A 15,223-nucleotide genomic window follows, 5' to 3' on the forward strand; every position below is an offset into this window, starting at 1 on the left:
CATATTCTAGGAAATATCAACCACGCGAGGGGTCATCGCGACTCACCTCACAGCTGTTTTACCGGACATTTCCGGCGCTATTGCTGGAGGCTTAACTAGGCTCGCTCCAGTTTAGGACTGAGGGCCCGGCGCCCCTTACGCGTCAGCGATCTTGTACAGCCAGCCGAAGCGATCTTCCGCGTGACCGAGCTGAATGGCCGTCAGTTCCTCGTAGATCTGCTTCGTCTTCTCCCCAACTGGCACCGCGACGTCGAAATCTTCAGATGCCAGCCGGCCGATCGGCGTAACGACGGCGGCAGTGCCACAAGCAAACATTTCCGCGACGTCCCCGCTGTCCAGCCCGTCAAGCACCGACTGCAGCGAGATCGTCTCTTCAGACACGTTCACTCCCTCGGCTTCGAGGAACTGAATGATCGACGAGCGCGTGCCACCCGGCAAAATATTGCCGGTCAGCGCGGGCGTCTTGACCGAGCCGTCTGCCATGACGACGAACACGTTCATCCCGCCCAGTTCGTCAAGGTTCGTATTTGTGGCGGCGTCGAGGAACAGCACCTCGTCAAAGCCAGCCTCGGCGGCGCGTACCTTCGGCAGCAGCGACGAGGCGTAGTTGCCGCCGGTTTTGACATCACCCATGCCGCCAGGGCCAGCGCGATGGTACGTACGGTCCACCCACAGGTCGATCGGCTGCAATCCGTTCTTGAAATAGGCTCCCGACGGCGAGGCAATCACCAAATACTCGTAGCGGCTAGCTGCACGCACGCCCAGGAATGATTCAGATGCGAACACGAAGGGGCGCAAGTACAACGACGTGCCCTCGTCCGATGGCACCCACCGAGCATCCGCACGCACGAGGTCCACGATCGAGGCCAGATAGTCTTCCCGGGAAATTTCCGGGATAGCAAGCCTGCGGTTCGACATGTTGATACGCGCCGCATTGTACGTGGGGCGGAACGTCCAGATCGAGCCGTCATCGTGCCGGTAGGCCTTCATGCCCTCGAAAGTTTCCTGCCCGTAATGCAATACGGCACCGGCCGGGTCGAGTGTTAGCGGCCCGTACGGTTCGATGCGCTTGTTATGCCAACCCTTATCGGCCGTCCACGTGGCGTGTGCCATGTAGTCCGTGAAATCCACGCCGAAAGAAAGGTTCGCCATCACCCGCTCGTAATCGGATTCGGAGGCGAGCTGATCATGCGGTTCACGTACGAACGTGCCAGCTACCTCATCGGCTCCCGGAGCCGGCCGTGCGGCGAGTTCTTCTAGTTCGGTTGGTTTGCGCATGATCGTCCTTTCTCTTCGTTGTATATGTTACTTCTCGGAGCCGGGAATGTCCCCGGCGTCCACATCGCTAGCCGTGACTTAGCGCGAGAGCTGGGCGACGACGTCGTCGCCAATCTGCTGGGTGCTGCGAACTAGCGGCGTGCCGGCTTCGGCGGCTGCGGCGCGTGCGGCCATGTCGGCGTCGACGGCGTCGCGAACCCTATCTCCCAAATCGGGCCTGTCGAGGAAGTCGAGCATCATCGCAATCGATGAGATCGTGGCTGTGGGGTCCGCGAGCGCCTTGCCCGCAATATCTGGGGCCGAACCGTGGACGGGTTCGAACATGGATGGGAAGGTCTTATCGGGGTTGATGTTTCCCGACGCCGCGAAACCAATCCCGCCGGTGACGGCGCCGGCTTCGTCGGTGAGGATGTCGCCAAACAGGTTGTCGGTGACGATGACGTCGAAACGTTCGGGCTGCGTGACCAAGAAAATCGTGGCCGCATCAACATGCAGGTAGTCGGTTTCAACATCCGGGTATTCTGTGCCGACCTCGTCGACGGTTCTGCGCCACAGGTGGCCGGCGTTAACGAGCACGTTGTGCTTGTGAACGAGCGTGAGCTTCTTGCGCCGGGCTTGAGCCTGTTCGAAAGCGAAGCGAACCACACGTTCAGCGCCGAAGCGAGTGTTAACCGAGACTTCCGTGGCGATCTCGTGAGGCGTTCCGTGGCGGACTACCCCGCCGTTGCCCGCGTAGAGGCCTTCCGTGCCTTCGCGTACGACCACGAAATCAATATCACCCGGATTGGCCAGCGGGCTTGGCACACCCGGATAGTACTTGGACGGGCGCAGGTTAACGTAGTGGTCGAGCTCGAAGCGCAGTTTGAGCAGCAGGCCGCGTTCGAGGACGCCCGAGGGCATGGACGGATCGCCCACCGCGCCGAGCAGGATGACGTCTTTGGACTTGATATCGGCGAGCTCGTCGTCGGGCAACACCTCGCCCGTGCGGTGATAACGTGCGGCGCCTAGATCGTAGGTGGTGGTATTGATCGACAGTTCGCCATCTGCCACCGCGTCTAGTACTTTAAGGCCTTCGGCCACTACTTCGGGGCCGATGCCATCGCCGGGGATCACTGCAAGTTCAATGCTCATGGGCTCATCATACGCGCTTGGCTCCAGGGGCAGAATAGGGCGCCCATAGTCTGAAACTTTGCGGGCTGTTATGCTGGCTGTTTGTGAATACGACAACGAGACAGTCATGACGCGCGCTCTCATCCCCGGACTCATTCTTGCCGGTATCGGCACGGCGCTCGCCTACCTCATTAACATGGCCGTCCCCGCATTATCGGCCCTCCTCGTGGCGATCATCCTTGGCATCGCGGCACGCAACCTGCGGCTCATTCCCGCAAGCGCCGAGGCCGGACTCACGTTCGTGTCCAAGAAGGTGCTCCGCCTCGGCGTCGTCCTGCTTGGTTTCCAGCTTTCGCTGAGTGTGATTGCCGACCTCGGGCTTGGCGCCCTGGTAACCATCGTCGCCACGGTGGTTGGGACGTTTGCCGGCACGATCGCAATTGGGCGCGCCCTGTCAATGAGCATGCCAGATCGCTATTTGGTGGCCACCGGAACGTCGATTTGCGGAGCTTCGGCGATCGCTGCGATGGCTGCCGTGATCGACGACGGCAAGAACAGCGACGACGTCGAAGAATCAGCTGCCACTGCGCTCGCCGGGGTCACGATTTTCGGCACGGTTGCCATGCTCGTGCTGCCAGCGATCATCAGCGCAACATCGTTTGCTCACACGGCAGCCGGGGTGTGGATTGGTTCTGCTGTACATGAAGTCGGGCAGGTTGTGGCTGCCGGCGGGCTCGTCTCCCCCGACGCGTTACAGACCGCGGTGGCAACAAAGCTCGGCCGGGTGCTCACCCTTGCGCCGATGGTCATCGCCGTCGGGCTTCTCATGCGACGCCGAGCAGCACGCAAAACCGTAGGCGCGAACGCTCCCAGCGCTTCGGTCTCGATCAAGAAACCGCCGCTGGTGCCGCTGTTCGTCGCGGGCTTCATTGCCATGGTCGCCCTGCGCACGATCCTAGGCTTGCCCGATGCGCATCCGCTGCCTTCCACGGTGAAGACCATCGCCACGCTACTGCTATCGGCTGCCATGTTCGGTATGGGCGCGGGCGTCGATATTAGCTCTGTACTACGCCGCGGGCGATCCTCCATCGTCCTTTCACTTATCGCCGGCGTGCTCGCCGCACTCATCTCCCTCGGCTGCGTGCTCGTGCTGATATAACCTGCGCGCTGCTATAACCTACGCGCAAAAAGCGGGCGGCTTTCCAGCCGCCCGCTTTCGCAGTTATTTGGCCGCGTTAACCTAACGCGTACAGCGCTTCGTTAGCGCGCCGCCGATCCGTCCACGTAATCTTCGTCAACGGTCTCCCACGCGAACATCTTGCGCAGTTCCACACCGACCTTCTCAATCGGGTGGTCTTCGCCGCGCTTACGCAGCTCGGCGAACTCGGGGGCGCCCGCATCCTGGTCCTCGATGAACCGGGTGGCAAACGCGCCGGACTGGATGTCCTTGAGCACGCCCTGCATGTTCTCCTTGACCTGCGGGGAGATCACGCGCGGGCCAGACACGTAGTCGCCGTATTCGGCCGTGTCCGAGATCGACCAGCGCTGCTTCGTCAGGCCGCCCTCGTTGATGAGGTCAACGATGAGCTTGAGCTCGTGCAGCACTTCAAAGTAGGCGATCTCCGGCTGGTAGCCAGCCTCCGTCAGCACTTCGAAACCGTACTGGATGAGCTGGGAAACACCACCGCAGAGCACGGCCTGCTCACCGAACAGGTCGGTTTCGGTCTCTTCGGTGAACGTCGTCTTGATCGCACCCGCACGGGTACCACCGATTGCCTTCGCGTACGACAGCGCCAGATCCCAGGCATTGCCCGACGCGTCCTGCTCAACAGCGATGATGTCCGGAACGCCCCGGCCTTCCTCGTACTGGCGGCGCACCGTATGACCCGGGCCCTTCGGAGCCACCATGCACACGTCATGGCCTTCGCCCGGCTTGATGTAGCCGAAGCGAATGTTGAATCCGTGGGCGAAGAACAGTGCGGCATCGTCCTTCAGGTTCGGCTCGATCTGCTCAGCGTAGACCTTGCGCTGGTGCTGATCCGGGGTGAGGATCATGACGACGTCGGCGCCCTTAACGGCGTCCTCAATCGAGGCGACCTTCAGACCCTGGTCTTCCGCCTTCGCAATCGACTTCGATCCGGGGCGCAGGCCAACAACGACGTCGACCCCCGAATCACGCAGGTTGAGCGCGTGTGCGTGCCCCTGCGAGCCATAGCCGATGACGGCCACTTTCTTGGACTGGATGATGCTCAGATCAGCATCTGCATCGTAAAAGATTTCTGCCACGTTATTTCTCCTTAGGTGGGCGTAGTGAAATTCTATTGTGTTCTTGTTTGGTGTTGGCGTCGTGTCCGCGCAGGGATTAACGCCGGCCGGGTTATGCGCGGCGAAGCTGCTTGCGTTCAGCGGCTACGACCTCGGTCATTGACCTTGCGCCACGGCCGATCGCAACCGCGCCGGACTGGACGATCTCCTTGACCCCGTAGGGTTCGAGAGCGGTCAGCAGGGCGCGGATCTTCATTTCTCCGCCCGTGGCCTCGATCGTGACCGCATCGGGTACGACGTCGACGATATGAGCGCGGAACAGTTCGACGATCTGGATGACGGACGTGCGCGACGCGTCGTCGGCCGCTACCTTGACCAAAATGAGCTCACGCTGGACGGCATTGTTGTCTTCCAGCTCGGCGATCTTGATGACGTTGACCAGCTTGTCCAGCTGTTTCTTCAACTGTTCGAAGGACGTTTCGTCCGTGTCGACTACGAGCGTGATCCGCGACAGTTCGGGATCGTCGGTGGGGCCAACTGCGAGCGAGTGAATGTTGAATGCTCGGCGTGCGAATAGGCCCGAGACGCGGGCGAGCACGCCCGGCTTGTTCTCTACGAGAACCGAGAGAGTTTTGCGGTGGGAAATCATGCTTGTTCCTCATCTTCGTGGGTGGGGCGCAGGTCGCGCGCGTACATGATGTCGTCATTCGACACGCCGGCGGGCACCATCGGCCACACCATCGAGTCGGGTGAGACAACGAATTCAACGACGACGGGGCGGTCGTTAATTTCCATCGCCTCGTTGATTGCGGCGTCGACGTCGTCGGGATTCTCAACCCGGATGCCGTGGCAGCCGTAGGCTTCAGCCATCTTGACGAAGTCGGGGATGCGCTGCGTGCCGTGGCCGGTGTTGAGGTCGGTGTGCGAGAAACGCCCGTCGTAGAACAGGTTTTGCCACTGGCGCACCATGCCCAGCGACGAGTTGTTGATCAGTGCAACCTTGATCGGAATGTCGTTAAGGCGGCAGGTGGCGAGCTCTTGGTTCGTCATCTGGAACGAGCCATCGCCGTCGATACACCACACCGTCTTGTCCGGGTTGCCGACCTTCGCACCCATCGCGGCCGGGACACCGAATCCCATGGTGCCCGCGCCGCACGAGTTGACGAGCTGGCCGGGGAACTTCCAGGAGATGAACTGTTGGGCCCACATCTGGTGCTGGCCCACGCCCGAGGTAAAGATCGCGTCCGGAGCGAGTTCGCCGAGGCGGGAGATCACGTACTGCGGGCTCATAAGGCCATCATCTGGCTCTTCGTAGCCCACCGGGTAGGTTTCGCGCAGCTTGTTGAGGTACGCCCACCAATCGGTCAGATCCGGCTTGCCGTACTGTTCGTAGGTGGGTTCCATTTCCTCAGCGAGTGCGGCCATCGTTTCTTTCACGTCGCCGATCACAGCGACGTCGGCCTTGCGGTTCTTGCCGATCTCGGCCGGGTCGATGTCGGCGTGGATGACCTTGGCTCCGGGGGCGAAGTCGTCGAGTTTGCCTGTCACGCGGTCGTCGAAACGTGCACCGAGCGTGATGAGCAGGTCCGACTTTTGCATGGCAGCCACGGCTGGAACCGTGCCGTGCATGCCGGGCATGCCGAGGTGATGCTCGTCGGCGTCCGGGAACGCGCCGCGGGCTTGCAGCGTGGTGACCACGGGAATGCCGGTGATCTCTACGAGTTTGGCCAGTTCTTCGTGTCCGCGGGAGCGGATCACGCCGCCGCCCACGTAGAGCACCGGGCGCTGCGCACCTGCGATGAGGCGGGCAGCTTCGCGAACCATTCGCAGCGACGGCGTGGTTTGCGGGCTGTATCCGGGTAGTTCCATTTTCGGCGGCCACACGAATTCGCATGGGTCGTTTTGTGCGGACTTGGTGACGTCGACGACGACCGGGCCTGGCCGTCCCGACTTCGCGAGGTGGAATGCCTCTGCGATGCGCGCCGGGATTTCGTTGGCGTCCGTGATCAGGTACGAGTGCTTAACAAACGGCATGGTGGCGCCGATGATGTCAGCCTCTTGGAAGGCGTCTGTTCCAATAAGGTTTGCGCCCACCTGACCGGTGATCGCAACCAGAGGAACCGAGTCGAGGTATGCATCGAGTAGCGTGGTCACGAGGTTGGATGCTCCAGGGCCTGAGGTGGCGATGCATACGCCTACCTCTCCTGTGGAGACGGCGAGGCCTTCTGCAGCATGGCCTGCGCCTTGCTCGTGGCGTACGAGAATGTGGCGGATCTTGTCGGATTCAAAAATCGCGTCATACAGTGGGAGTGCTGCCCCACCGGGGAGCCCGAAAACGTTCTTGACTCCCAGCTCTTCGAGAGAGCGAATGACTGCGCTTGCACCGGTGGCTGTTTCGCGGATTTTGCGATCCTTAGCCTTGGGCGGGGTTGGCGCCTTAGCCATAGTTCCTCCTTGGATGTGGGTGTGACGCGTTCCGGGCAATAAAAAACCCCTCGTAGGTTTCCGAGGGGCGCACCGTGGCACTGAGGCCTGTGGCGCGCTAGTTAATTACTACGAGGAGCGTCGTCATAGTTCATAGGGTATCCCGCCTTTTCGGGTGGGCCAAATTAAAACCGAATCGTCTCACATCGTGGATAACCATCTTACGGATTGAGCTGGCTGTTGGTGCGAGTTGGGGCTTTCCGACAGCGGGTTGGGTGGGCCGCACACAAGCGCGAGCCAATCATTGAGAATTTCAGGCTCGCTGCATATATGCGCAACGTTTCGCCTTTTCTCAATAATTAGCTCCGCGACTCTTGGCTGGCCAGAATCGCCTTGACCGAATCGCCGGCCTCGTCCAAGCGTTCGGCAAGCAGGCTTGCTATCGCGCGGTGAGTGCGCGATGCCATCCACAGCACCGCAACAATCAGCCATAGGCCACACGCGACCGTTTCTGTAATCGCCGACGCCCAGCCGTGCTCCCCCAACACCGCAAGCCCATAGGCGCCAAGAAGACCGACGGAGAACACGATCAGCAAGATCGCGCCAATACGAGTGGGTTTGCTGAGGCGGCGCGGGGGTTCATTGCGCAAGATGGCGTCGGCAGCAACGTTGACAAAGCTCGGTACCACCTGCTCGACGCACAACCATCCCCACGCCATAGGCATGAACACGATGACGAGCAGCCTGTTCGCTAACGCTTGAGTCTCCATTGGCCATGCAATAATGCCAGCCGCGACCGTGGCCACTCCGGCGAGAACTACAGCTATCGCCCACCCGCCGTTGTTGGGCTGGCAGATTCGGAAAATAAAACTGTCAATGCGCTTCTCCCACGTGATCGGGCTGTTGAAGAAGCGCTTAATCTGCTGGGCCCAATAATGGTTGTTTCCGGATGCCCGTTTGCCGCTGAGGGTTTTCTCTACGATGCTTATGTGCTCACGGGCAGCCGTACTGAACTGATACACCTCGCCGGTGATCGCGCCCAGTTTCGACAGGATCGTGGGCAAATACGCGCACGCCACTAAGGTGGCGATAATTAACGCAAACCGCGCTGGCCTGCGATCATCCCACTGAGTAACGGCTACGTGTACCTCGACCAGAATCGTCAGCAATCCAAACCCAAACAAGAGTGACGCCATGATCTTCGCGAACTCATTCAGCGAGTGCTGGACGCGGTCAGGGCCAGCCGACGCAAACCTAGCGGTACTTGGTCGCAAGAACAGGCCATCGCTCAGGCGTCTCGTTGCGTCGGTCAATTTTTGATAGCCGTTCTCCTTGTCATGCCGAGAAAAGCGCCTGGCTACACTCGGTTTACTACGTGAAGCTGGCAGGGTGAGCTTCTCGGTATCCCTCACATCAAAACGGGTGAGCGCATAGATGAACACGGAACGTGAATCTTCGTCGGTCTGGTTCCGGCTCGCCGAATGGAACCCTTGAGCTAACGCGAGCACGCTGACCACGATTCCGAGTGTGGCGAGGAAGTCTCCTAAGTCGATGCCGACCACGCCGAGATTGCGAATCACGTTCGACCACGGTTCTGGCGCCCAATCCTGAAGGCTCGCCAGACCATTGAGACGCGCATGCCGTACAGCGCCCAATCCAACATCGAGCATGCGAAACAAGAAGAAGCCAACAAGCGCATAGGACAGGCCGATCAACGCAATTTGGGACGGTCTAGTTCCGTATCGTTTGTGCGCGTGCTGTTTGATGACGCGGGAAAATTCAGGGCGGGAGACGCTCCGCTTTGCCATGCGCAGGCGACGGTTATCGGCGCGCTTTCGGTATGTGCGTCGAAATCCCGCACCCGAGCTCATCGTCCGCCCTCCTGTGATCAAGGCTCCAAGCCAGCAGTGTAGTGCAGTGAGCCGTGCCCGGAGTCAAGATCAAATTTTACAGGGCGCCGAGGATCGTAGCCACCACAATCTTGCCAATCATCGCCACCGGATAGAGCAACGAATAACCCAAGGCCACGCGCGGGTCAGAGTTGGTTCGCGAGTTCGCAAACGCAAGCACGGCGGGCTGGGTCTGCGCGCCGGCCAACATACCCGAGAACTGGGTGGCACCAATCTTGAACAGACCGCGCATTACCAAGAACATGCCGATGGCGAGCGTCGTCGTCATCAACACACCCAAAATCAGGATGTTGATCCACGTGCCGGACGAGAACGCGACCAAAATCTGGGCGCCCGCATTCGTACCCGCCTGGGCCAGGAAGAGCAGCAGACCAATCTCAGCTAAAACCGTGCCGGTGGTGTTCGGCAGCGCCGTCACCTGGCCACCAATCCGCCCAAGCCGCCCGAAAATCAGGCCAACAATAAGCGCGCCAGCCGCCGCACCTATCGCCATCGTGGAACCGCCCGGAAGCGGAATCTTGATCGAGCCGATAGCCATACCCAGCGCGATACCTAGACCGAGCGCCACCGGGTTAATATCCGTCAGCCCCTTGGCAGAATCGCCGAAGAACCGCGAGATCGCCTTCATGTTCGACGTCGGGCCAATCACCCGGATGCGATCCCCCATTTCGATCATGAAATCGGGAATGGCAAGCATGTCGTTATCCCCGCGGCGGATACGCGACGCCGTGGCGCCAAACTTCTCGGTCAGAACCTCGTCGAGCTCCGCGATAGTCTTACCGGCCAGCTTCGGCTCCGAGACGGTGATGCGGCGGAAATCCAAGAAGCGGCGATCCGAACGCAGCGAGTGCGAGGAACGATGCCCCACCAAGTCCTCAAGCGCGCTCAGCTCAGCGTTCGTGCCGACGACGGTCAGCAGGTCGTCCTTCTCCAAGATGTCATTGCGGGTGGGAATCCAAATCGGGCCGTCCTCACCGCGGCGCATGCGCGAAATTTCCACGGGTCGCTTGAGCAGGCCAACGATCTCGCCCAAGCGCGGCTGATCGTCGCGATCCACGCGCAAAGTCACGTGCGTGACCGGCTCCGGCTTATCCGTATCCTCATGAGCCTTGCGCAAGGCGACGTAGGCCGCGATCAGCATGCCGATCACACCGTACAGGTAGGCGATCGAATAGCCGACGGTCGCTGTCGCCGCATCCCCGGAGGCCTCACCGGCCGCCGACAGCGCCGGCGTATTCGTCACCGAACCAGCAAACGTACCGGCAATAAGCGAGACGTCCATATCAAACACGAAGCGCCCCACCGCGTAGCCGACTCCCGCCACCACGCCATACAGCGCGACCAGCGAGACCATCGGCCCCACCGCCTTCTTCACGTTCTCAAAGAACGACGGACCGGAATTATTGCCAATCGTAAACGCGAACAGGGCCAGCCCAAGCACGCCGATCTCATGCGGCACCAGCAGGTCAACGCCCAAGTGAGCCGCCCACGCAGACAGGCCAATCGCCACGAACAACACGGCAGCCGCACCCAGCGAAATTCCCTTGATTTTAATGTGGCCGAATACCATTCCCAGACCAACGAGGAAGAACGCGAGAAGCACGGGTTGCGAAGCCAAAAACTCAAAAACCGCGGTCATAACCATCCTTTAACGTACGGCTTACCAGCCACGAATGATTATCCCACGACTTTTTATGCAGGCGGTGGGCTAACGGCCCAGCTTCACCTCAAGCGTGACGAACACGACGCGATTGCCAGGGCGCCGGTCCGCGCAGCTACGCAATCAGCGCGACTCAGTGTTCGTCGTCGTCACTATCGTTACGACGACGGTCGGAAAGCGGCACGAACATCGCAATCGCGAGCGCAACAATCGCCATCCCGATCATGTACATCCAGTTCTCGGCAAAGGCTCCACCCAGCGTGGCGCCGCGAGATGTGGGGCCGATCAGGAAGATGCCCACGAATACTAATGCGGTGCCGACGAAGATGCGTACTCGCTTGCCCAGCTGTTGCTCCATAGGGAAAGCCTACAGGACGCTATGCGAGTCATGAATCTCGGTTGCTCGGTGGGCTCTTTGCAAGGCCGAATAGCAGCCGCACTCTGAATCTCGGGCTTTGGTGGACAAACGGAGGGCCGGGAGCTTGCTGCTCCCGGCCCTCCAGTCACAGAGGACAACGCCCTTACTTCGTGCGCTTGTCCAGGTAGTACTTGATCAGTCCGCGGGTTGACGGGTCTTGCTGAGCGATTGCCCCCTCGTCTCCCTCAACTGCCGATTGCAGTTCCTTAGCCATCGCCTTACCGAGCTCGACTCCCCACTGATCGAAGGAATCAATACCCCACACGATGCCCTGCACGAACGTGATGTGCTCGTACAGCGCGATGAGCTGGCCGAGCACCGACGGTGTGAGCGACGGCGCCATGATCGACGTCGTCGGCTTGTTACCCGGGAACGTGCGAGCAGTCACGAGCTCCTCGGCTGTCCCCTCCGCACGTACCTCATCCGGCGTCTTACCAAACGCAAGAGCCTTCGTCTGTGCGAAGAAGTTGCCTAGGAAGAGTTCGTGCTGGTCGCTCTCGCCATCCTTGAGCGGGAAGGCCGGGTTGGCGAAGGCGATAAAGTCCGCCGGCACGAGCTGGGTGCCCTGATGGATCAGCTGGTAGAACGCGTGCTGGCCGTTCGTACCCGGCTCACCCCAGAAGACCTCGCCGGTGGCGGTGGTAACGGGCGAGCCATCCCAGCGCACGCGCTTACCATTCGATTCCATCGTCAGCTGCTGCAAGTAGGCCGGGAACCGGTGCAGGTACTGTGAATAGGGCAGCACCGCGTGAGTCGGTGCGCCCACGAAGTTCACGTAGAACACGTTAAGCAGGCCCATGAGCAGTGGCACGTTACGTTCGGCCGGAGCGGACACGAAGTGGGTATCCATCATCCGGAAACCGCCCAAGAAATTCGAAAACGCCTGCGGGCCGATCGCAATCGCCAGCGACATGCCCACCGCGGAATCCACCGAGTAGCGTCCGCCGACCCAGTCCCAGAACCCGAACGCGTTGGCCGGGTCGATACCGAACTCAGCCACCTTCTCCAGGTTGGTGGACACGGCAATGAAGTGCTTGGCCACCGCGCCGTCTGTGGGCGCGCCCTGCTTCTCGAGAGTCTCAAGCAGCCAGCTGCGAACCTGACGCGCGTTCGTCAGGGTTTCGAGGGTGGTGAACGTCTTGGACGCCACGATCACAAGGGTCGTCTCCGGATCCAGATCCTTGACCGTTTCGCCCACATCCGTGGGATCAATGTTCGAAATGAACCGGCATTCGAGCCCTTCTTGCACATAGGGCTTGAGCGCCTCGTAGGCCATGACCGGACCAAGATCGGAGCCGCCGATACCGACATTGACGACGGTCTTGATCGGCTTGCCAGTTACGCCCGTCCACGAACCATCGCGCACCGAATCGGCAAAGGCAAACATGCGCTCGAGAACCTCGTGGACCTCCGGTACTACGTTCTCGCCGTCAACGAACACCTCGTCGCCTTTTTCGCGGCGCAACGCAGTGTGCAAAACGGCGCGATTCTCGGTGACGTTAATCTTTTCGCCACTAAACATGGCGTCGCGGCGCTCTTTGAGATTAACCTGGTCGGCAAGGTCGAGTAGAGCGGCCTTGATGTCGTCAGTCAGGTACGACTTCGACATGTCGACGAACAGATCGCCAGCCTGGTACGTAAACTTCTCGGCGCGCGACTCGTCTTGGAACCAGCTACGGAAATCAACATCGAGTTCCGCATGCAGCTGCTTCAAACGAGCCCATGCGTCGGTGAGTGTTGCATCAATCGGGGTTGTCATGTCACTCCTAGTAAAAGACCTCATGGGTAGTGCCATTCTACCTAAGAATCGATCTGTAATTGTGAGAGAATTAGAAGGTAGTTCGGATGAAGGAGTTATCTTGACCGATACCGCGGCCCAATCATCGCCAGCACATCTACCAGCAGATTCACAAGCAAAAGTTAAGATTGGCGTATTGACGTCAGGTGGGGACGCGCAGGGGATGAACGCGATCGTCCGCGCAGTGGTACGAACGTCGCTACAGCTGGGTGCCCAACCCTACGCGTTTTTAGAAGGCTGGCGCGGGCCTGTTGAAGGTGGCGACCTCATTAAAAAGATGGCGTGGGACGACGTCTCATCCACCATCAACAAGGGTGGCACAGCGATAGGTACGGCGCGTTCGGACGAGTTCCGCGAGCGCTCCGGCATCAAGAAGGCCGTGAAGAATTTCGTGCTCAACGGGATTGACCGGCTCGTCGTCATCGGCGGGGACGGCACGCTCACCGGAGCGAACGAACTTCGCCAACTGTGGCCTGAACTTTTAGCCGAGCTGGTGGACGACGGCGAACTGAGCCCCGAACAAGCCGCAAACCACGAAACACTGATGCTGGCCGGCGTCGTTGGCTCTATTGACAACGACCTGGTGGGAACAGACATGACGGTGGGCGCAGATTCTGCCCTGCACCGAATCATTGAAGCTATTGATGCGATTCAGGCGACGGCGGCATCCCACCAACGCACATTCATTATTGAGGTCATGGGCCGGCACTGCGGCTATCTTGCGCTGATGTCCGCGATTGCGGGTGGCTGTGACTACGTGTTTATTCCCGAGCTGCCGCCTGCGAACGGGTGGGAAGACGAACTGGCAGAAAAGCTACGTATTGGCCGGGCCGGCGGGCGGCGCGATTCGCTCATTATCGTGGCAGAAGGTGCAACTGATCGTAGCGGTAACCCAATCACGGCTCAAGGCATCCGGGAGGCGCTCAAAGAGCGGATGGATGAAGACCCGCGAATTACCTCGCTCGGGCACGTGCAACGCGGTGGCACGCCGTCGGCCTACGACCGCTGGATGCCCACCTTGCTCGGATACACGGCGGCCTACGAGATGTTCCACGCCACGCCTGACACCGAGCCGATGATCATCGGTACCCGGCGTAACAAGCTGAAGCGACTGCCAATGATGGAAGCGGTGTCTAATACGCGCGCGGTTGCCAAATATCTTGCGGAGGGCAACTGGGAGGATGCAATCGCCTCGCGTGGCGGGCACTTCCACGACATGATCGCACTGTTCGACACGCTGTCCTCCCCCATCGCACCCGAACGTGCAGAAGACTCGAAGAGGATCGGCATCATGCACGCCGGCGGCCTTGCACCCGGGATGAACCCTGCGGCACGCGCAGCCGTTAAGCTCGGCATCGACCGCGGCTACACCATGCTCGGTATCGAAGGCGGCTTCCCCGGCTTGCTTGCGGGCAACGTGCGTGAGTTGAAGTGGCACGACGTCGAAGGCTGGGCTGGCGACGGCGGCGCTTACCTTGGTACTCGGCGAACGATCCCCACGATCGACCAGTACTACGCGCTTGGCAGGGCCATCGAAGACGCCCGCCTGGACGGCCTGATCATCATCGGTGGTTTCAAGGGTTACAAGATGGTCTACGAGATGCAGCGCGAACAAGACCGCTACCCGGCGTTTAAGATCCCGATGATTCTTGTGCCCACGTCGATTGACAACAATCTGCCGGGTGCCGAATACTCGATCGGCGCGGACACCACGCTGAACTGGAACACTGAAACTATTGATCGGATCCGCCAGTCGGCGTCGGCCTCCCGCCGCTGTTTCGTGGTGGAAACAATGGGCCGCAAGTGCGGCTACCTTGCGCTGATGAGCGGGCTGACGACTGGCGCCGAGCAGGTTTACCTGTATGAAGACGGCGTGACCCTCAGCCAGCTGGCACGCGACACGAAGAAGATGATCAGCTCGTTTGAATCCGGTCGCCAACTCTACCTTGTGGTCCGTAACGAGAACGCGTCAGAGTATTACAACGCGAACGTCATGGGCAACATTTTCGAGCAGGAAGGCAACCAGCTGTTTGATGTGCGTTCGGTTGTGCTCGGGCATGCCCAACAGGGCGGCAACCCCTCCCCGTTCGATCGCACGCTGGCGGTGCGGCTCGTAGACGCGGCGATGTCAAAGCTTCAAGAACTTCTAGATGCCGGCCGGCACGTGTCCTACCACGTGGGCATGATCGACGGCGAAATTGAAGCCCGGCCAATCGCGCACATGAACGAACTGATCGACATGGACGACCGCCTCCCCTACGACCCGTGGTATCTGCCGTTGAAAGACATCGTCTACGTCGTCTCAGATTCGACTGCCGACCTCGATTTGCGCCAGCTGCACCTCGTGGTGGACGACTAGC

At 60.2% G+C, this 15,223-nt stretch carries 11 protein-coding genes; 2 read left to right on the top strand and 9 right to left on the bottom strand.

Annotation, left to right across the window (positions count from 1 at the left end; translation table 11 throughout):
* Positions 1–135 precede the first annotated feature (135 nt).
* Both EL234_RS02230 and EL234_RS02235 read right to left on the bottom strand, forming a co-directional pair.
* Positions 136–1,278 (bottom strand): branched-chain amino acid aminotransferase, encoded by a 1,143-nt coding sequence (locus EL234_RS02230; RefSeq protein ID WP_126415935.1) that lies wholly within the window; start codon positions 1,276–1,278, stop codon positions 136–138.
* Positions 1,279–1,356: 78 nt separating this feature from the next.
* On the bottom strand, positions 1,357–2,409 hold the full coding sequence (locus EL234_RS02235; protein WP_126415936.1) for a 3-isopropylmalate dehydrogenase: 1,053 nt from the start codon (positions 2,407–2,409) through the stop codon (positions 1,357–1,359).
* 106 nt (positions 2,410–2,515) lie between these two features.
* On the opposite strand from EL234_RS02235, the gene EL234_RS02240 reads away from it, so the two are divergent.
* On the top strand, positions 2,516–3,547 hold the full coding sequence (locus tag EL234_RS02240) for a YeiH family protein (RefSeq protein ID WP_164712296.1): 1,032 nt from the start codon (positions 2,516–2,518) through the stop codon (positions 3,545–3,547).
* Positions 3,548–3,648: 101 nt separating this feature from the next.
* Here EL234_RS02240 and ilvC read toward each other — a convergent pair whose 3' ends face one another.
* The 7 genes from ilvC to pgi form a co-directional block, all read right to left on the bottom strand.
* A complete protein-coding gene (gene ilvC / locus EL234_RS02245; RefSeq protein ID WP_126415938.1) occupies positions 3,649–4,674 on the bottom strand; it encodes a ketol-acid reductoisomerase in 1,026 nt (341 codons plus the stop codon).
* 91 nt (positions 4,675–4,765) lie between these two features.
* Positions 4,766–5,299: an acetolactate synthase small subunit gene (gene ilvN / locus EL234_RS02250; RefSeq protein ID WP_197718477.1), complete on the bottom strand. Its 534-nt coding sequence runs from the start codon at positions 5,297–5,299 to the stop codon at positions 4,766–4,768.
* Positions 5,299–7,098: an acetolactate synthase large subunit gene (locus tag EL234_RS02255; RefSeq protein ID WP_126415940.1), complete on the bottom strand. Its 1,800-nt coding sequence runs from the start codon at positions 7,096–7,098 to the stop codon at positions 5,299–5,301. Before EL234_RS02255 ends, ilvN begins: the two co-directional genes overlap by 1 nt.
* Before the next feature lie 338 nt (positions 7,099–7,436).
* Entirely contained in the window at positions 7,437–8,885 is a 1,449-nt protein-coding gene (locus EL234_RS02260) for a hypothetical protein (protein ID WP_126415941.1), read from the bottom strand.
* Between the two features lie 139 nt (positions 8,886–9,024).
* The gene (locus EL234_RS02265) at positions 9,025–10,626 is read right to left on the bottom strand and encodes an aspartate:alanine exchanger family transporter (protein WP_126415942.1); all 1,602 of its coding nucleotides are present in this window, start codon (positions 10,624–10,626) and stop codon (positions 9,025–9,027) included.
* Positions 10,627–10,780: 154 nt separating this feature from the next.
* Entirely contained in the window at positions 10,781–11,005 is a 225-nt protein-coding gene (locus tag EL234_RS02270) for a hypothetical protein (RefSeq protein ID WP_126415943.1), read from the bottom strand.
* Between the two features lie 163 nt (positions 11,006–11,168).
* Positions 11,169–12,824 (bottom strand): glucose-6-phosphate isomerase, encoded by a 1,656-nt coding sequence (gene pgi / locus EL234_RS02275; protein WP_126415944.1) that lies wholly within the window; start codon positions 12,822–12,824, stop codon positions 11,169–11,171.
* Between the two features lie 22 nt (positions 12,825–12,846).
* On the opposite strand from pgi, the gene EL234_RS02280 reads away from it, so the two are divergent.
* Positions 12,847–15,222: a 6-phosphofructokinase gene (locus EL234_RS02280; RefSeq protein ID WP_126417219.1), complete on the top strand. Its 2,376-nt coding sequence runs from the start codon at positions 12,847–12,849 to the stop codon at positions 15,220–15,222.
* Position 15,223: the final 1 nt, after the last annotated feature.

Origin of the sequence: Trueperella bialowiezensis (assembly GCF_900637955.1) — a bacterium.
Classification (GTDB): Bacteria; Actinomycetota; Actinomycetes; order Actinomycetales; family Actinomycetaceae; genus Trueperella; species Trueperella bialowiezensis.

What these genes read in the sequence shown, in the direction of transcription:
- EL234_RS02230 (WP_126415935.1), bottom strand. Translation starts at nt 1,278, where the DNA reads ATGCGCAAACCAACCGAACTAGAAGAACTCGCCGCACGGCCGGCTCCG.
- EL234_RS02235 (WP_126415936.1), bottom strand. Translation starts at nt 2,409, where the DNA reads ATGAGCATTGAACTTGCAGTGATCCCCGGCGATGGCATCGGCCCCGAA.
- EL234_RS02240 (WP_164712296.1), top strand. Translation starts at nt 2,516, where the DNA reads ATGACGCGCGCTCTCATCCCCGGACTCATTCTTGCCGGTATCGGCACG.
- EL234_RS02255 (WP_126415940.1), bottom strand. Translation starts at nt 7,098, where the DNA reads ATGGCTAAGGCGCCAACCCCGCCCAAGGCTAAGGATCGCAAAATCCGC.
- EL234_RS02260 (WP_126415941.1), bottom strand. Translation starts at nt 8,885, where the DNA reads ATGGCAAAGCGGAGCGTCTCCCGCCCTGAATTTTCCCGCGTCATCAAA.
- EL234_RS02265 (WP_126415942.1), bottom strand. Translation starts at nt 10,626, where the DNA reads ATGACCGCGGTTTTTGAGTTTTTGGCTTCGCAACCCGTGCTTCTCGCG.
- EL234_RS02270 (WP_126415943.1), bottom strand. Translation starts at nt 11,005, where the DNA reads ATGGAGCAACAGCTGGGCAAGCGAGTACGCATCTTCGTCGGCACCGCA.
- pgi (WP_126415944.1), bottom strand. Translation starts at nt 12,824, where the DNA reads ATGACAACCCCGATTGATGCAACACTCACCGACGCATGGGCTCGTTTG.
- EL234_RS02280 (WP_126417219.1), top strand. Translation starts at nt 12,847, where the DNA reads ATGGGTAGTGCCATTCTACCTAAGAATCGATCTGTAATTGTGAGAGAA.